This is a genomic window from Micromonospora sp. DT229 (genome assembly GCF_049844505.1).
Taxonomy (GTDB): domain Bacteria; phylum Actinomycetota; class Actinomycetes; order Mycobacteriales; family Micromonosporaceae; genus Micromonospora.
In genome coordinates, this window is record NZ_JBNCLD010000031.1 from 1 (window position 1) to 15,096 (window position 15,096).

Annotated in this window: 11 protein-coding genes; all 11 read right to left on the reverse strand. The window is 73.3% G+C overall.

What is annotated here, in order from left to right:
- The coding region (locus ACLQ2T_RS28140; protein WP_425769385.1) for an AMP-binding protein at window positions 1-3,102 on the reverse strand (3,102 nt) is incomplete at its 3' end.
- Window positions 3,099-6,416 (reverse strand): non-ribosomal peptide synthetase, encoded by a 3,318-nt coding sequence (locus tag ACLQ2T_RS28145; protein WP_425769386.1) that lies wholly within the window; start codon window positions 6,414-6,416, stop codon window positions 3,099-3,101. The genes ACLQ2T_RS28145 and ACLQ2T_RS28140, both read right to left, overlap by 4 nt.
- Window positions 6,413-7,513 (reverse strand): M20/M25/M40 family metallo-hydrolase, encoded by a 1,101-nt coding sequence (locus ACLQ2T_RS28150; RefSeq protein ID WP_425769387.1) that lies wholly within the window; start codon window positions 7,511-7,513, stop codon window positions 6,413-6,415. The genes ACLQ2T_RS28145 and ACLQ2T_RS28150 overlap by 4 nt, the downstream gene beginning before the upstream one ends.
- 93 nt (window positions 7,514-7,606) lie before the next feature.
- On the reverse strand, window positions 7,607-8,632 hold the full coding sequence (gene argC, locus ACLQ2T_RS28155; RefSeq protein ID WP_425769388.1) for an N-acetyl-gamma-glutamyl-phosphate reductase: 1,026 nt from the start codon (window positions 8,630-8,632) through the stop codon (window positions 7,607-7,609).
- Window positions 8,629-9,480 (reverse strand): RimK family alpha-L-glutamate ligase, encoded by an 852-nt coding sequence (locus ACLQ2T_RS28160; RefSeq protein WP_425769389.1) that lies wholly within the window; start codon window positions 9,478-9,480, stop codon window positions 8,629-8,631. Before ACLQ2T_RS28160 ends, argC begins: the two co-directional genes overlap by 4 nt.
- Window positions 9,477-9,641 carry a lysine biosynthesis protein LysW gene (lysW, locus tag ACLQ2T_RS28165; RefSeq protein WP_425769390.1) on the reverse strand — a complete coding sequence of 55 codons (165 nt, stop codon included), beginning with the start codon at window positions 9,639-9,641 and terminating at the stop codon, window positions 9,477-9,479. Before lysW ends, ACLQ2T_RS28160 begins: the two co-directional genes overlap by 4 nt.
- Window positions 9,619-10,599 carry a transketolase family protein gene (locus ACLQ2T_RS28170; protein ID WP_425769391.1) on the reverse strand — a complete coding sequence of 327 codons (981 nt, stop codon included), beginning with the start codon at window positions 10,597-10,599 and terminating at the stop codon, window positions 9,619-9,621. Before ACLQ2T_RS28170 ends, lysW begins: the two co-directional genes overlap by 23 nt.
- The gene (locus ACLQ2T_RS28175) at window positions 10,596-11,480 is read right to left on the reverse strand and encodes a transketolase (protein ID WP_425769392.1); all 885 of its coding nucleotides are present in this window, start codon (window positions 11,478-11,480) and stop codon (window positions 10,596-10,598) included. The genes ACLQ2T_RS28170 and ACLQ2T_RS28175 overlap by 4 nt, the downstream gene beginning before the upstream one ends.
- Window positions 11,477-12,790: a DegT/DnrJ/EryC1/StrS family aminotransferase gene (locus tag ACLQ2T_RS28180; RefSeq protein WP_425769393.1), complete on the reverse strand. Its 1,314-nt coding sequence runs from the start codon at window positions 12,788-12,790 to the stop codon at window positions 11,477-11,479. Before ACLQ2T_RS28180 ends, ACLQ2T_RS28175 begins: the two co-directional genes overlap by 4 nt.
- Window positions 12,777-14,024 (reverse strand): cytochrome P450, encoded by a 1,248-nt coding sequence (locus tag ACLQ2T_RS28185; RefSeq protein WP_425769394.1) that lies wholly within the window; start codon window positions 14,022-14,024, stop codon window positions 12,777-12,779. The genes ACLQ2T_RS28180 and ACLQ2T_RS28185 overlap by 14 nt, the downstream gene beginning before the upstream one ends.
- A complete protein-coding gene (locus ACLQ2T_RS28190) occupies window positions 13,942-15,096 on the reverse strand; it encodes an acyl-CoA dehydrogenase family protein (RefSeq protein WP_425769395.1) in 1,155 nt (384 codons plus the stop codon). Before ACLQ2T_RS28190 ends, ACLQ2T_RS28185 begins: the two co-directional genes overlap by 83 nt.

The window sequence follows — 15,096 nt, forward strand, 5'->3', positions numbered from 1 at the left end:
CAGCCGCGACAACCGCCGCGACGCGTCAGCCACCACCCCGGCCAACACCAAACCCAAAGCAGCGGCCAGCGCACGGGCGTCGGCGGCCTCGAAGCGGGCCGTGGCGTACGTCAGGGTGCCGCGGAGCGCGCCGTCGGGCTGCGGCACCAGGTCGAACTCCAGGTCGAACTTGGCACCCGAGGGTGGGGGTACGGTGACCGGCAGGTCCGCGGGACGCGGTTCCTGAAGCACCAGCAGATGCCGGATCGGCGGTGACGGTACGTCCCGGCGGGAATAGACGGCCAGCGCCTGGTCCCGGACCCGATGCAGCAGGTCGACGAAGGTCGGATTGTCGGAGGTGTCGACCCGCAGCGGCAGAGTGGTCGCGAAGAACCCGACCACCCGGTCGAAACCGGCGTGCGGGCGACCGTCGGCGGCGGTGCCGAACAGCACGTCCGGCCGGTTCGACCAGCGCGCGAGCACGGTCGTGAGGCCGGCGGCGAGCACCATGAACAGACTCACCTGGTGGCTCCGGGCCAGCGCCCGCAGGCCCTCGGTGAGCTCGGCTGGCAGTTCCAACGGCACCGAGGCACCGGTGAACATCTCGGCGCCCACGGCGGGTGGGGCCACCGACATGTCCGGCGCCTCGGCTCCGTCCAGGTAGGACTCCCAGAAGCCGTCGTTCGGGGGGACGGGCGCATGTCGGGCGAAGGCGGCGTACGTGTGCGGGGGCGGTGGCAGGTCCGGCCGGCGACCCTCCGCGAACGCACGGCACGCGGCGGCGAACTCCTCCGCCAGGACCAGGAATGACCGCCCGTCCACCACGATGTGGTGCGCGCACAGCGCCAGAGACGGCCCTTCGGCGATCAGCGCCGCCCGGACCAGTGGAGCCGTGCCCAGGTCGAACGGGAGGGCCGACCACGTCGGCAGGTCGGCCGGTGTGGCCAGCCGTTCGACAGGTGGCTCGGCGGATCCGTGCACGATCTGTTCCAGTCGTCCGTCGACCCCGATTCGCAGCGCGGTGCGCAGGGCGGGGTGTCGGTCGACGAGCCAGCGTACGGCGGCGACCGCCTCGGCCTCCCCGATGCCCGGCGGCAGGCGGGTGACGCCGGTGACGTGGTAGGCCTCCCCGGCGCCGAGCCCGTGCAGCACCCACAGCCGCTCCTGCCCGGCGGTGGCCGGGACCGGACCCTCCACGGTGGCGACCGGGTCGGCTGCCGCCGGGATTGCCGGCAGGTCGACCAGGTCCAGCAGGCTCGCGCCACCGAGCAGGGTGGCCACGTCGACCCGTCCGCCGAGCGCCGCGCTGAGCCGGACCGCCCGCAGCGAGTCGAGCCCTTGCTCGACCAGCGCAGCGGCCGGGTCGACCGTGCTCGGATCACGGTCGAGGGCTGCTGCGAGCACCCCGACCAGTTCCGCCGGCACCGTCGGCCGTGGTGTTGCCGCTGTGCCCGTCGCCGGGCTGCGCGGCGGGCGGGCAGGCGGCAGCTCGCCGTCGCGGTACCGGCGGGCGCACTCCCGGCGCTGGATCTTGCCGCTGGAGGTGCGCGGGACCGCCCCGGCCCGGACCAGAAGCACGTCGTGCAGGGCGATCCCGTGCGCCGCCGACACGGCGCCGCGCACCGCCTCGGCGACGCCGTCGAGGGCGGCGCCGCGACGTACCTCGGCGACCACGATCACGGCCTCGGCGCCACCGTCGTCCAGCGGGAAGGCCGCCGCACGACCCGGCAGCAGCGCATCGGCCGCATGTTCGGCGGTCGCCTCGAGATCCTCCGGGTAGTGGTTGGCGCCGCGCACCACGATCAGGTCCTTCAACCGTCCGGTGACGTAGAGCTGGTCCCCGTCGAGGAAACCGAGGTCGCCGGTACGCAGCCAGTTCCGGCCGTCCAGCGCAGCGGTGAAGGGCTCGTCCCGGCCCCAGTAGCCGCCGGCCACGGTGGGGCCGCTCACCCAGATCTCACCGACCCCGCGTGCGGGCCGGCGGGACGAGGTCTCCGGGTCGACGACGGCGACCTGGTCCGGCCCGGCGGGAGCACCGCAACTGGCGTAGGGCACACCGCCGGTCACCTCGCGCACCTCGTCCGCGGCCAGGGCTTCCCGGTCGAGCACCAGCCGGGCCGGTACGCCGTCCGGTTTCACCCCGGTCACGAACAGGGTGGCCTCGGCCAGGCCGTAGCAGGGCAGGAACGCCGAGGCGCGGAAGCCGGCCGGGCCGAACCGGGCGGCGAACGCGTCCATGGTCTGCGGGCGGACCCGCTCGGCGCCGACCAGCGCGTGCCGCCAGCCGCTGAGGTCCAGTTCGGCGAGGTCGGCGTCGGAGATCCGGCGGACGCACTCGGCGTACGCGAAGTCGGGCGCCGCGCTCGACGTCGCGCGGAACGTGCTGATCGCCCGTAGCCAGCGCGCCGGCTCGTGCAGGAACGCCATCGGCGGTAGCAGCAGACACGGGAAGCCGCTGTAGAGCGGCTGAAGGATGCCACCGATCAGACCCATGTCGTGGTACGGCGGCAGCCAACTGACCGCCCGGGTGTCCGCGTCCGCGCCGATCACCTGGGCGATGACCGCGGAGTTGTGCAGCAGGTTGGCGTGGCTGACGACGACACCCTTCGGAGTGGCCGTCGAACCGGAGGTGTACTGGAGGAACGCCACCGACTGCGGGTCCGTCCGCGGGGCCCGCCATTCGCCGGCGGTCGTGAGGTCGAGATCGTCGGTGCGCAGCCAGCGCAGCCCCGGGTCGAGTCGCTGCCGCACGGAGGCACCGGTCGAGGCGTCCGTCAGGGCGAACCGGGCCCCCGCGTCGGCGGCGATCGCCGCGACCCGGGCGATGCCTCGGCTGTCGCGGGGCGGGTAGACCGGCACCGGCACGACGCCGGCGTACAGGGCGCCGAAGAAGCCCGCGATGTACGCCAGGCCTGGGGCGTGCACCAGCAGCACCCGGTCCCCGGTCGTCGCGCCGGCGGCGGTGAGCGCGACCGCGACGGCCCGGGCCTGCTCGTCGAGACCCCCGTAGGTGAGGGCCCGCGGCTCGTCGACCGCCTCTTCGAACAGCAGTGCCGTCGTGTCCGGTCCCTCCTCGGCGCGCAGGCGCAGCAGGTGGACCAGGTCGCTCACGGTGCCGCTCATCGTCCCGCCTTCTGCGCGCCGAGCCGTTCGTCGACCTCGTCGGCCGACATCGCGCTGACCGCCAGCACGATCTTCGCCACCCGGTCGACATCGACGCCCGCCGTGGCCCCGGCGTTCCGTACCACCGGCGCGAACTCACGGACGGTCGTCACCCCGACCAGGTCGCGCACCGACAGTTCGACCCGCAGCAGGTCGTTCAGCCGGGCGACGATCTGGGTGGACAGCAGCGAGTGCCCGCCGAGGGCGTAGAAGTCGTCGGACACTCCGACCGATGCCACGTCGAGCACGTCGGCCCACACCCCGGCGAGTACCTCCTCCAGGGCCCCGTCGGGCGCGACCGGCCCGACACCGGAGGGTTCCGATGCCGGAACGGGCGGCAGCGCCGACCGGTCGATCTTGCCCGCGGAGGTCAGCGGCAGAGCGGGCAGCCAGACGAAGGCGGTCGGCACCATCGCCGCCGACAACCGGTCCGCGACCTCCGTGCGCACCTGCGCGGCCGTGGGCCGATCCGTGCCTTCGACGGCTACCAGGTGGGCGACGAGCCGGTCGTCCTGCGCGCTGACGGCCGCGTCGGCGACCCCGGGCACGGCCCGCAGCGCGGCCTCCACCTCGGCGGGCTCGATCCGGGTGCCGCGGATCTTCAACTGGTGGTCGATACGACCGAGGAAGTCCAGCGTCCCCTGCTCGTCACGCCGTACCCGGTCACCGGTCGCGTACAGCCGCGCGCCCGGCCGCAGCGGATGCGGCACGAACCGCTCCGCGGTCAGTCCCGGCCGTCCCAGATAGCCCCGGGCCACCTGGACACCGCCGACGAACAGTTCACCCGGCACCCCGGGCGGAAGCGGCCGCAGGGCGCCGTCGAGAACGACAAGCTCCACCCCGCCCAGAGCTGTCCCGATCGGCACCCTGGACGGCACCGGGGCGGTAACCCGCTGGGCACTGACGTCGACGGCGGCCTCCGTCGGCCCGTACAGGTTGATCAGGGTGGTGGCCGGACAGAGGTCGGTGAAGCGCCGCGCCAACCCGGACGAGAGCTCCTCGCCCCCGCTGTAGAGGCGCCGCAGCCGACCGAGCCGCCCGTCGGCGTCGGGTCGATCGAGCATCAGGCGCAGCAGCGACGGCACGAAGTCGATGCTGGTCACCCCGTGCCGGTCGATCGCGTCGAGCAGGTGGTCCGGGTCGGTGCTGCGATCGGGTCGGGCCACGACGAGAGTTCCCCCGGCGAGCAGCGGGGCCAGCATCTCGGTCAGCGACGGGTCGAAGCCGATCGAGGTGCGTTGCAGGACGCGCTCCTCGCGGTCGAAGCCGTCGCGATCGTGCATCTCGACGATCCGGTTGGCGATCGCACCGTGGGTGATGACGACCCCCTTGGGCCGGCCGGTCGAGCCGGACGTGAACAGCACGTACGCGGCCGAGGCCGGATGCACCGGCACCGGGGCGTCCGTGCCGTCCACCTCCTGGGTGAGGAGGCTGTCCAGCGACACCCCGTTCTCGTCCGGCCCGGAGGACGGGTCGTTCGTGATGACCAGTACCGGCGCCGCGTCGGCGAGCATCGCCGCCCGCCGTACCGGCGGCGTGGTGGGATCCAACGGCAGGTAGACCGCACCCGCGCGGAGCACCGCCAGGAAGGTCACCACGAGGTCCACGCCGGGCTCCAGCGCGACGCCGACCCGGTCCTCCGGGCCGACCCGTCCACGCAGCGCCCGGGTCAGGCGCCGAACCCGGAGGTCGAGTTCGCCGTAGGTCAACCGCTCGCCGCTCGCGTCCACGACGACGGCGACCGCTGCCGGAGTCGCCGCGGCGACGGTCGCGAACCACTCCGGCACCAGCGGCCGCGGCGCGCCGGTCGGGGGAGCCACTGCGGCCCACCCGGCGGCCCCGGGCATCACCGGCAGCCGGTCGACCTGCCTGTCCGGGTCAGCGACGGCGGCGTCGAGCACGTGCTGGAAGGCGGCGGCCAACCGGCCTGCGGTCGCGGCGGTGAATCGGCCGGCGGCGTACTCCAGCGATCCGTGCAGCCCGCCGTCGGGGGCCGGGACGAGTTCGAGCGCCACGTCCAGTTGGGCGCCGCCGCCGGGGATCTCGACGACCTCGGTGGACAGGCCCGGCAGCCGCAGTGGACGCATCCCGACGTTGCGCATCGCGAAGAGCACCCGGACGAGGTCGCCGCCGACGGGCCGATCGGGCAACTCGGCGACGACCCGGTCGAACGGGACCTGCTGGTGGGCGAACGCCTGGACGCATTCGTCGCGTACCCGATCGAGCAGGTCGGTGAATCGGTCCCGGCGGGTGGTGCGGATTCGCAGGGCGACCGTGTTTACGAAGAAGCCCACGATCCGCTCCAACTCCACCTGGTGCCGCCCGGCGACCGGGGTGCCGATGAGCAGGTCGCTGCGGCCGGTCCAGCGGGCGAGCACGACCGACAGTGCCGCGGTCAGAACCATGAACGGGGTGGCGTCGTGCGTCGCGGCGAGCGCGCCGACCCGGCCGACGAGCTCCGCCGTGAGCCGCAGCGGCACCGCGTCGCCCGCCGACGGGTCGGGCCGATCGCCGTCGGTCGTGTCCGCCGGGAGCTCCAGCGGTTGCGCCCCGCGCAGGTGTTCACGCCAGTACTCGAGGTCGCCGTTCCACGCGCTGCCGCGACGCTGCTGGTGTTCCCAGTGCGCGTAGTCGGCGTACTGAAGGTCGGGTGCCGGCAGATCCGGGTCGCCGCCGGCACGGTAGGCCGCCTCCAGGTCGTCGACGAGTACGGCCAGTGACCAGCCGTCGACGACCAGGTGGTGCACGGCGATGACGAGCGCGACGTCCTCCGGGCCCAGGCGCAGCAGCGTGGCCCGCAACAGCGGGGGCCGGGCCGGGTCGAAGCCCCGGGCGACGAACGCGCGCACGGCGGCGGGCAGCGTCTCCTCGGTCGCGTCGGCACGGTCGAGGCCGATGGCCACGGTGTCCGGGCCGTGTACGAACTGGCGTACTCCCTCGGCCGTCCCCTCGAATCCGGTGCGCAGCGCCTCGTGCCGCCGCACCAGCCAGCGCAGCGAGCGTTCCAGGGCCCCCTCGTCCAGTGCGCCCCGCAGCCGCACGACGACCGGCAGGACGTACGCCACCGAGGCGGGATCGAGCTGATGCAGGTACCAGAGCCGCTCCTGCCCGGCGGAGGCGGGGAATCGCGCGGGCTCGCCGCTGCGGGGCTGCCGTGGCACCACGGTTCGTTCCGCTCTGCGGCGACGGGCCAGCTCCAGCATCAGCAGGGAACGCTGTTGCGGGGTCAGTCCCGCCAGGGCGCCGTCCGACCGGGCGTCGTTCGGATCCGTCATCGGGTGGTGCCTCCAGGCGCGGTCACCGGCAGGGCCGACAGCTCCAGCAGCGCATCGCTGAGCACGGCGATGCCGCGCATGTACTCGTCCAGGTCGATGTGTTCGTCGTCGTGGTGGTCGAGGCGGCTGTCGCCCGGCCCGTACGTCGCCATCGGCACCCGCCACACCTCAGCGAGGGTGTTCATGTCCGAGGTGGCGGTCTTGAGCTTCGCGGTGGGTACACCGCCGTGCCGGCGGATCGCGTGGGACAACGCCCGCACGACCGGGTCGGTTCGCCGTACCCGGCACGGCGCTACCGCGTTCCGCACCTCGAAGACGCCCTCGTCGAGCTGCTCGCGCAGCTTGGTGAGGCACCCCTCGACATCGAACCCGGCCGGTGTCCGCACGCTGAACTCGGCCGTCGCCGAGGTGAGGTCACCGACCAGCGACACGAGGGTCGCGCCGGGCTGGTCGAACCTCAGGTGCGAGGCTTCCGGGCCCAGAATGTCCAGCAGCGACGTCCAGGCCCGGGCGGCCAACTCCACCGCCTTCGGCTGCGGCGCGCTCGGATGCGTCGCCGGGCACTCGACCCGGTAGCGCACGTCCAGCTTGCCCTTGTACCCGATCACGACCCCTGACCAGCCGCTCGGCTCGCCGATCACGACGGCCTCGGGAGGCGGCTGCCGGCGGCGCACGTTCATGGCTCCCCGCGATCCGGGAGTCTCCTCCTCGACGACTCCGGCGACGACAAGCCGGCCTCGGAACTCGTGCGCCCGCGCGGCCGCGCAGATCATCGCGGCGAGGGGACCCTTGGCGTCGACCGCCCCCCGACCGAACAACCGGCCGTTGCTGAGCCGGACCGGCGGCTGTCCGGAGACCGTGTCCATGTGTCCGAGCAACAGCACGGTCGGGCCCGGCCCACGGTCGAGCAGGCCGATGACGTTGCCCACCTCGTCGAGACGAGCCGCGAAGCCCAGCTCACGCATCGTCGCGGCGAGGTGCTTGGCGAGTTCGGCCTCGGCGTACGAGGGTGACGGGATCTCCAGCATGGATTTGAGCAGCGCGGTGGCGAAGCCGTCGGTGACGATGTCGCTGCGCTCGGCGAATCCCCCTGCCATCGCGCTCCTTCCGCTCTCGGCTCGCGTCTCCTCTTGACCGGTGCCCCGCCGGCCGGACCGTGGGCGTACGAGATCTACATGGGCGACCGCCGACTAGATCGGGTGCAGGCCGGTGAACTCCAGGCCGAGCCGTTCCGGCCAGTCCAGGCGTACGTTCATGCTCTGCACGGCGCCGCCCGCGCCGCCCTTGACGAGGTTGTCGAGAGCACCCACGGCGAGCACCCGACCCTCGGCGGCGTCCACCGCGTAACCGACGTCGCAGAAGTTGCTGCCGGCGAGGATCTTCGGGTCCGGCAGCCGGTGCGCTCCCCGGTTGGCGGCGACCACCCGGACGAACGGTTCCGTGTCGTAGGCGGCGCGGTAGGCGGCCCGGACGGCGCTCGCATCCACACCCTCGCTCAGCGCGGCATGGCACAACACCTGCACGCCGCGCACCGCCGGCACCCCGGTCGCCGACATCCGGGCGGGAAGGCCGGTCGCCTGCGTCACCTCAGCCTCGTGGCGGTGTCGCAGCGGGGCGAAGACCCGCATCGCGCCGCTGCGTTCGGCGTGCACGTTCTCCGGTCCCGCCGACGCTCCGGACCCGCTCGATCCGGTACGCCCGTCGACGAGCACCTCGCCGGGCACCAGACCGGCGGCCGCCAGTGGGTGCAACGCGAGGATCGCGGCGGTCGCCATGCAGCCCGGCACGCTGATCAGATCCGCGGTACGCAGCGCCTCACGGTGGAGCTCCGGCAGGCCCGGGACGAAGCTGCCGAGCAGGCCGGGAGCCCGATGCGCGACCCCGTAGTAGGCGCGGTACACGTCGGGATCACGCAGCCGGAAGTCCCCGGACAGGTCGATCACCACGTCGGCCAGGCCTCGGTAGCGGTCCATCGTGTCCATCGTCTCGGTGTGCGGGGTCGCCAGGAACAGGACATCGCTGCGCTGGAGGTCGTCCGGGTGGACGAAGGTCAGTTCGGTGCTCCCGCGCAGGTTGGGGTGCGGGCCGTCGACCCGGCGTCCGGCGAGCCGGGTCGAGGTCGCCGCGGCAACCGTGACCCCGGGGTGGCAGGTGAGCAGCCGCAGCAGTTCACCGCCGATGTAACCGGCACCCCCGACGACGCTGACCCGGGTCATCCCCGCACCACCAGGTCGACGATGTGCGACGCCACGTCGACGGTGTCGCCGAGCGCCGCCTGTAGCCCGGCGAACTCGACCCGGTCGTTGACCTCCAGCACCAGCAGGTCACCGGCCCGGGTCTCGATCAGGTCGACCCCGGTGACATCGCCGCCCACCGCCTTCGCCGCGGCCGTGGCCAGCCCCGCGACGTCCTCCGTGACCGGGCACGGCAGGCTCTGCGCGCCACGGGCGACGTTCGTCCGCAGCCCGCTGCCCGTCCGGTACGTCGCGGCGATCGCCCGCCCTCCGACGACCAGCACGCGGATGTCCCGGCCGGGCTTGTCGACGAACTCCTGCACGTAGACCAACCGCGCCTGCGGCGCCGGCAGCGCGGCGACGTACTCGAGCAGGGTCTCCGCGACCTGCCGGTCCGGCACCAGCGAGACCAGCCGGCCCCACGAGCCCTGCAACGGCTTGATGACGGCCGGATAGCCGATGGCGTCCAGCGCGTCCAGCGCCGCCTCCGGGGTGAGCCCCAGGGCGGTGCGGGGTACGGGCAGCCCGGCCGCCCGCAACGCGAGGGTGCTGCGCCACTTGTCGCCGCACACCTCGGTCGTCGTCGCGCTGTTGAACACCGTCGAGCCCTGCGCCTCGAGAGTGCGCGCGACCGCCAGCGCGCGGCTGTGCGCGATCTCCCGGTTGAGCGCCAGGCCCCACCGGGCCCCGTCCTCGGCTCGGTGCCAGAGGGTACGCGGATCGACGTGTTGGTAGCGCACGGCACGACGGTCGAGGGCGTCCATGAGCCGCTTCTCCTCGACCCGCACCCGTGACGCTACCAGCGCGACCGGACCGTCGATCACGGTCATTCGCCCCAGTCCTCCTCGGCCTCGGGGGCGAGCGCGACGAGCAGCGGCTCGACACTGACGACCTCAAGCTCGGCGCGGCAATCCGGGCACTCGACGATCTCGTTGAGTCGGACCGGTTCCGGGACCGTGACCTTGGCCTCACACTCTGGGCAGCTGACCATTGGTTCTCCCTCCATTGTCGGTTTCTGCGGCGGTGATCGCCGCGGCGATCCCCTCCGGGCTGAGCCCGGCGTGGTCGAGCAGCTCGTCCGGCGAGCCGACGGTCGCGACGAAGGCATCGGGCAGCGCCAGGCGCAGCAGCCGGCGCGGGAGCCGTTCGGCGAGGATCTCGGCGACCGTGGAGCCGAGGCCGCCGGTGCGCCAGTGCTCCTCGACGGTCACCACCAGCCGCACGTCGGCGGCGTGGCGCAGCAGACCATCGACGTCGAACGGCTGCACGGTGTGCGCCTGCACCACCCGTGCCGCAACCGGCGGGGTGGTCGGGCCGCCGGCGGACAACAGCTCGGCGGCGGCCAGGGCGCGCAGGGTCGGCTGCGGGCCGCAGGACACGATGAGGACCTCGCCGTCCGGGAGCAGGGTCTGGAGTTGACCCACCAGCGGTCGCCGCGCCGCCGCCGGCAGGTCGGGCGTGGCCTTGCGGCCCAGCCGTACGTAGGCCGGGCCGGGCAGGGTCGCCAACTGGGTGAGCAGATCCGGTACGGCGGGTGCGTCGCCCGGCACCACCACCGTCATGTTCGGCAGGGTGCGCATCACCGCCAGGTCCTCCAGGCAGTGGTGGGTCGGCCCGAGATGCCCGGCGGACACACCGGCGTGGGTCGCGACGATGCGCACCGGCAGCGCGTTGTAGGCGATGTCGACCTTGACGGCCTCGACCGCGCGGGTGCTGGCGAAGGTGGCCATCGTGTTGACGTACGGCCGCCACCCGGAGGCCGCCAGACCGGCCGCCATGCCCATGAGGTTCTGTTCGGCGATGCCGAGGTTGACGTAGCGGGAGGCGGCGGCGCCGAAATCGACACCCGCGAACAGGCCCGTGTCGGTGTCCAGGCAGACGATCCGCGGGTCGTCTGCCATCATCCGGACGAGGTGGTCCCGGTACGCCGTACGCGTGGCAAGGCTCATCCGGCCCCACCGACCTGCGGTTCGGCGCTGTCCAGGGCCCGGTGCGCGCGCGCCGCCATGCGTGGCGACAGGGCCGCGTAGTGGCTCTTCACCTGGCCGGCCACGAACGACAGGCCGTGTGCCTTCTCCGTGTGGGCGATGATGGCGAGCGGAGCCCCGGGTCGCGGGTCGTCCGGCTCCCCGTCCTCTTCGAGCGCGACGCTCAGCGCCTTGTGGTCGTGACCGTCGACCTCCAGCACCCGCCAGCCGAAGCTGGCCCAGCGATCGGCGAGCGGCTCGAGCGGACACAACTGCTCCGTGGAACCGGTCAGCTGCAAGCCGTTGCGATCGACGATCGCGACGAGGTCCCGCAGGCCCAGTGCGGCGGCCCCCATGGCCGCCTCCCAGCAGGAGCCTTCCTGCAACTCGCCGTCGCCGAGCAGCACGACGGTCCGGCGTCGGCGCACCGTTCCCGCCGACCGCTCCGGTTGTCCGTTCGCGGCGGCCCGTTGCAGCCGCGCGGCATAGGCGAACCCGAGCGCCAGCGGCAGGCCGTGCCCCAGTGAGCCGGTCGGCATCTCGACGCCGGGCACCGCGCGTACCGGGTGGCCCATCAGCCGGCCCGCCGAGGTGCCGTACGTCTTCAGTTCCTCGACGGGGAAGAAGCCGCGTTCGGCCAGGGTCGCGTAGAGCGCGATCGCACCGTGACCCTTGCTCAGCAGGAAGATGTCCCGGTCCGCGGCGTCAGGCTGGTCCGGGGCCACCTTCAGCGCCTGGAAGTACAGGACGGTCAAGATGTCCACGATGGATAGCGAGCCGCCCAGATGGCCCCCCTCGGGGCCCGCGCACATGTCCACCACGTGGTGGCGGATCCGGTTGGCGACCGTGGCCAGATCGGTCATGACGCCGCCGCCAGGTGCCGGACCGTGTCGAGATGGCGCCAGACCTTCTCGAAGCCGTCGGCATAGCGCTGGAGGGCTTCGCCGGCGTCCGGGTTGAGGTGCCGCTTCTGCAACGTCAGTGAGTCCTCGATGACGGCCCGGGCGACCGTGTCGTGCGGTGCGGGCGGCTCGGCGGCGCCCGCCCAGGGCCGCCCGTCGCCGAACCCGGTCCGCTCGGTGAACACCTTCTGATCGGGCAGAGTCATCACCTGGTACCGGGACACCGGCACCCCTTCGGCCCGCAGCAGTCGGTGTACGGCCCGGCGGAACCCGGCAGGCTGCACACCGTCGAGCCCGGCCGCGGTCGCGTCCAGGCGCAGCCGCAGGATGTGCCAGGCATGGCTGGAGCCCGGCGTCACGGTCGGCACGACCAGGCCGGGCAGCGGACGAAGCCGGTCGAGGAAGGCGGCGACATTGCGCTGCCGCGCCTGCTCGTAGGCGTCGAAGCGGTCCAGTTGGGAGAGGGTGAAGGCCGCCTGCACCGCGCTGAGCTTGTGGTTCCAGCCGAGCAGGTGCGACACGTAGTCGCGGTCGCGTCCCGGCGTGATCACCTCGCCGAACTGGCGGATCATCCGGGCCCGCTCGGCGACGGACTCGTCGGCGCAGGTCACCAGGCCGCCCTCACCGCAGGTCGGCAGGTTCTTCGTCACCTGGAGGCTGAACGCGGCCGCGTCGCCGAGCGAGCCGACCGGCCGGCCATGCCAGTGGGCACCGTGTGCCTGTGCCGCGTCCTCCACCATCGCCAGGCCGTGCTCCCGGGCGATCGCCGCCAGGGCGTCCATGTCGGCCGGTTGCCCGTGCAGGTGCACCGCGAGAATCGCGGCCGTGCGGGGGGTGATCTGGGCCCGCACCGAGGCCGGGTCGAGGGTGAAGCTGCCGGGGTCGACGTCGGCGAACACCGGCACCGCCATCTGGTGCACCGGCGCCAGGGCCGAGGCGATGAAGCTCAGGGAGGGCACGATCACCTCGTCGCCCGACCCGACACCGAGCGCGGCGAGCGCGGTCGACAGGGCGGTGGTGCCGTTGGAGGTGGCGACGCAGTGCGCCACCCCGCAGCGGGCGGCCCAGCGCTCCTCGAGGTCACTGACGGCGGTCGCGCCGTTGGTGTCCGAGACGAGCCGGCCGCCGTCGAGGACGCGGAGCACCGCGTCCCGGTCGGCGTCGGTGACCACCGGCCATGCCGTCGTCCGCAGCTCGCGCGGCACCGCCGGGGTACCACCGAACGCGGCCAGCCGCTCCTGCCGTCGTCCCGTGTCCTCACCCGTTGACAACCGGCACCTCCGTCATGGACACCGGCAGCCGGGTGACTCCGTTGAGGAAGTTGGAGCGCAGGTGGGACACCTCGCCGTCGATCTCGATCGTGCCGACCGTCGCGATCATCTCCTCCAGCAGGATCTGTAGGCCGAGTTGGGCCGTGGAGTTGCCGACGCAGCGGTGCGCGCCGTACCCGAACGCGACATGCGGGTTGCTCGCCCGGTCCGGGTCGTAGCGGAACGGGTCGGTGAAGACCTGCTCGTCGCGGTTGGCGGAGCCGAGCCACGCCACGACCAGCCCGCCGGCGGGTACCGTCTCGTCGCCGAGCCGGACCTCCTCGGCGGCGCGGCGCAGCAGGTGGTTGACCGGGCTCGACCAGCGCAACGTCTCCTCGACCACCGGGCCGACCAGCGCCGGTTCCTCGCGTAACCGCCGCCAGAGATCCGGTCGGTCGGCCAAGACCAGCACCAGGTGGGCCGCCGCCTGCGGGATGGTCGGATTGGCGCCCATGATCACCGCGTAGCAGTTGACCAGGACCTCCTCGTCGGTCGCCGGCCGACCGTCGATGCGCATCGCGACCAGCTGGGAAACGAGGTCGTCGGCCGGCTCGGCCCGGCGGGCCTCGACCAGCTCGGAGAACATCGAGAACAGGTAGACGTGTGCCTCCAGGAGGGTGGAGCGCGGGTCACCCACGGTGTACGCCGGGTCGTCCGGCGCCATGCTGGCGACCGTCCACTTGGCCGTCTCGACCCACTCCCGCTCCGGTACGCCGAGCACCGCGCCGGACACCACCATCGGCAGCACCGTCATCGCCTCGGCGAAGTCGCACCGGCCGCGCTCCACGGCGGTCACCAACAGCTCCCGGATCCGCTTGCGGATGGCGTCCTCGTGTCGACGCATCGCCCGCATCGACAGCGCGGGGATCGCGCTGCTGCGCACCGCGCCGTGCCGCGGTGGATCCATGAGATGGATCGCCTTGCCGCGGGCGGTGTCGCCGTCGCCGAGAACGGTCAGCATCGTGCTGTACTCCGAGCTGAACCGGGCGGTGTCCCGGAGCACCGCCACGACGTCCTGGTAGCGGGTCACCGACCAGAACGGCACCCCCTCGGGAGTCTCCTGTCGCCAGACCGGTCGGGTCTCGCGCAGGGTCCGCCAGGCTGCGTGCGGGTCACCGGACTGGTACCACTCCGCCGGAAACAGATCGATCTCGTCCAGCGGCGTCGCCGCCGGCTGAACCTCCCGCAGACGCATGCTGGTCGCCTTCCTTTCCATGCTGTGCGGTCAGTCGGAGCGCGCCGGCCTCGCGCCACAGGACGCTCGGAGCGCCCAGGCGGGTCGCCGCCTGCCGGACGGCGAGGTGGTACGCGTGTACCGGGGTGTCCAGGCTCAGGCCGCGTGCGCCGTGGGTCTGGATCGCCTGCCGGATGGTGCTGAGCGCGGTCTCGGCTGCCAGGGCGAGCGCCTGGGTGGCGGCCAGCCGGGCGGGGTCCCCCGCAGAGCCCGACCCGGCGGTGTGTCCGGTGTCCACGAGCCAGGCGGCACGCGCCGCCAGGACGCGGGTGGCCCGGATCGCGACCGCGGCCCGGGCGAGGGGGAACGCCACGGCCTGGTGCTCCAGGATCGGCTTGCCGAACTGGACCCGCCGCGCGGCGTGCTGCGCCGCCGCGGCGAGCGCGCCGTCGGCCAGCCCGACGAGGTAGCCGGCCTGACGGATCCGCGCACGGGTCACCAGGGCGGTGAGGTCGAAACCGGTCACCACATCGACGGCGGGCGTCTGGTTGAGTGGGGCGCCGCCGCGCAGCGCGGCCGCCCACACATCAGCCGCGACGACCGCCAGACCGGGCGCGCCGTCGACGTCGACCGGCAGGCACGCATCGGCATCCATCGTGGTCGGACCGCTCGTGCCGGTCGTGGGCACCAGACCGGTCGCGGGCAGGTCGCCGGTCAGCTGCCAGCCCGCGGTGGTCGGGCGGGCCTGCACCCGCGGTCGGTCCGGCCACCGGTCGAGCCCGGCCACGACCGGCGCCTCCCCGTCGAGGGCCCACGGCTTCGCCTCCTCGGCCCGACCGGCCGCGGCCAGGGCGTCGATCAGCAGCGCTGCGGGACCGTACACCTCCGGCAGCGCCCGCTGACCCAGCTCCGTGCAGACGATCAGACCGCAGGTCAGGCCGAGGTCCAGACCGTCGGCGGCGATCGGCGCCTCGAAGGTCCAGGCGCCCAGCTCACGCAGGGCGTCGACCGCGTCGGAGCCGGTGGCGCCGGTCAGCCGGGCGCGGACCGCCCGGGCCAGCCGGTCGACCAATGGATCAGGGGTGAGGTCCAT

What these genes read in the sequence shown, in the direction of transcription:
- ACLQ2T_RS28150 (WP_425769387.1), bottom strand. Translation starts at nt 7,513, where the DNA reads ATGGCAGGGGGATTCGCCGAGCGCAGCGACATCGTCACCGACGGCTTC.
- ACLQ2T_RS28185 (WP_425769394.1), bottom strand. Translation starts at nt 14,024, where the DNA reads ATGCGTCTGCGGGAGGTTCAGCCGGCGGCGACGCCGCTGGACGAGATC.
- ACLQ2T_RS28145 (WP_425769386.1), bottom strand. Translation starts at nt 6,416, where the DNA reads ATGACGGATCCGAACGACGCCCGGTCGGACGGCGCCCTGGCGGGACTG.
- argC (WP_425769388.1), bottom strand. Translation starts at nt 8,632, where the DNA reads ATGACCCGGGTCAGCGTCGTCGGGGGTGCCGGTTACATCGGCGGTGAA.
- ACLQ2T_RS28160 (WP_425769389.1), bottom strand. Translation starts at nt 9,480, where the DNA reads ATGACCGTGATCGACGGTCCGGTCGCGCTGGTAGCGTCACGGGTGCGG.
- ACLQ2T_RS28175 (WP_425769392.1), bottom strand. Translation starts at nt 11,480, where the DNA reads ATGACCGATCTGGCCACGGTCGCCAACCGGATCCGCCACCACGTGGTG.
- lysW (WP_425769390.1), bottom strand. Translation starts at nt 9,641, where the DNA reads ATGGTCAGCTGCCCAGAGTGTGAGGCCAAGGTCACGGTCCCGGAACCG.
- ACLQ2T_RS28190 (WP_425769395.1), bottom strand. Translation starts at nt 15,096, where the DNA reads ATGGACCTCACCCCTGATCCATTGGTCGACCGGCTGGCCCGGGCGGTC.
- ACLQ2T_RS28170 (WP_425769391.1), bottom strand. Translation starts at nt 10,599, where the DNA reads ATGAGCCTTGCCACGCGTACGGCGTACCGGGACCACCTCGTCCGGATG.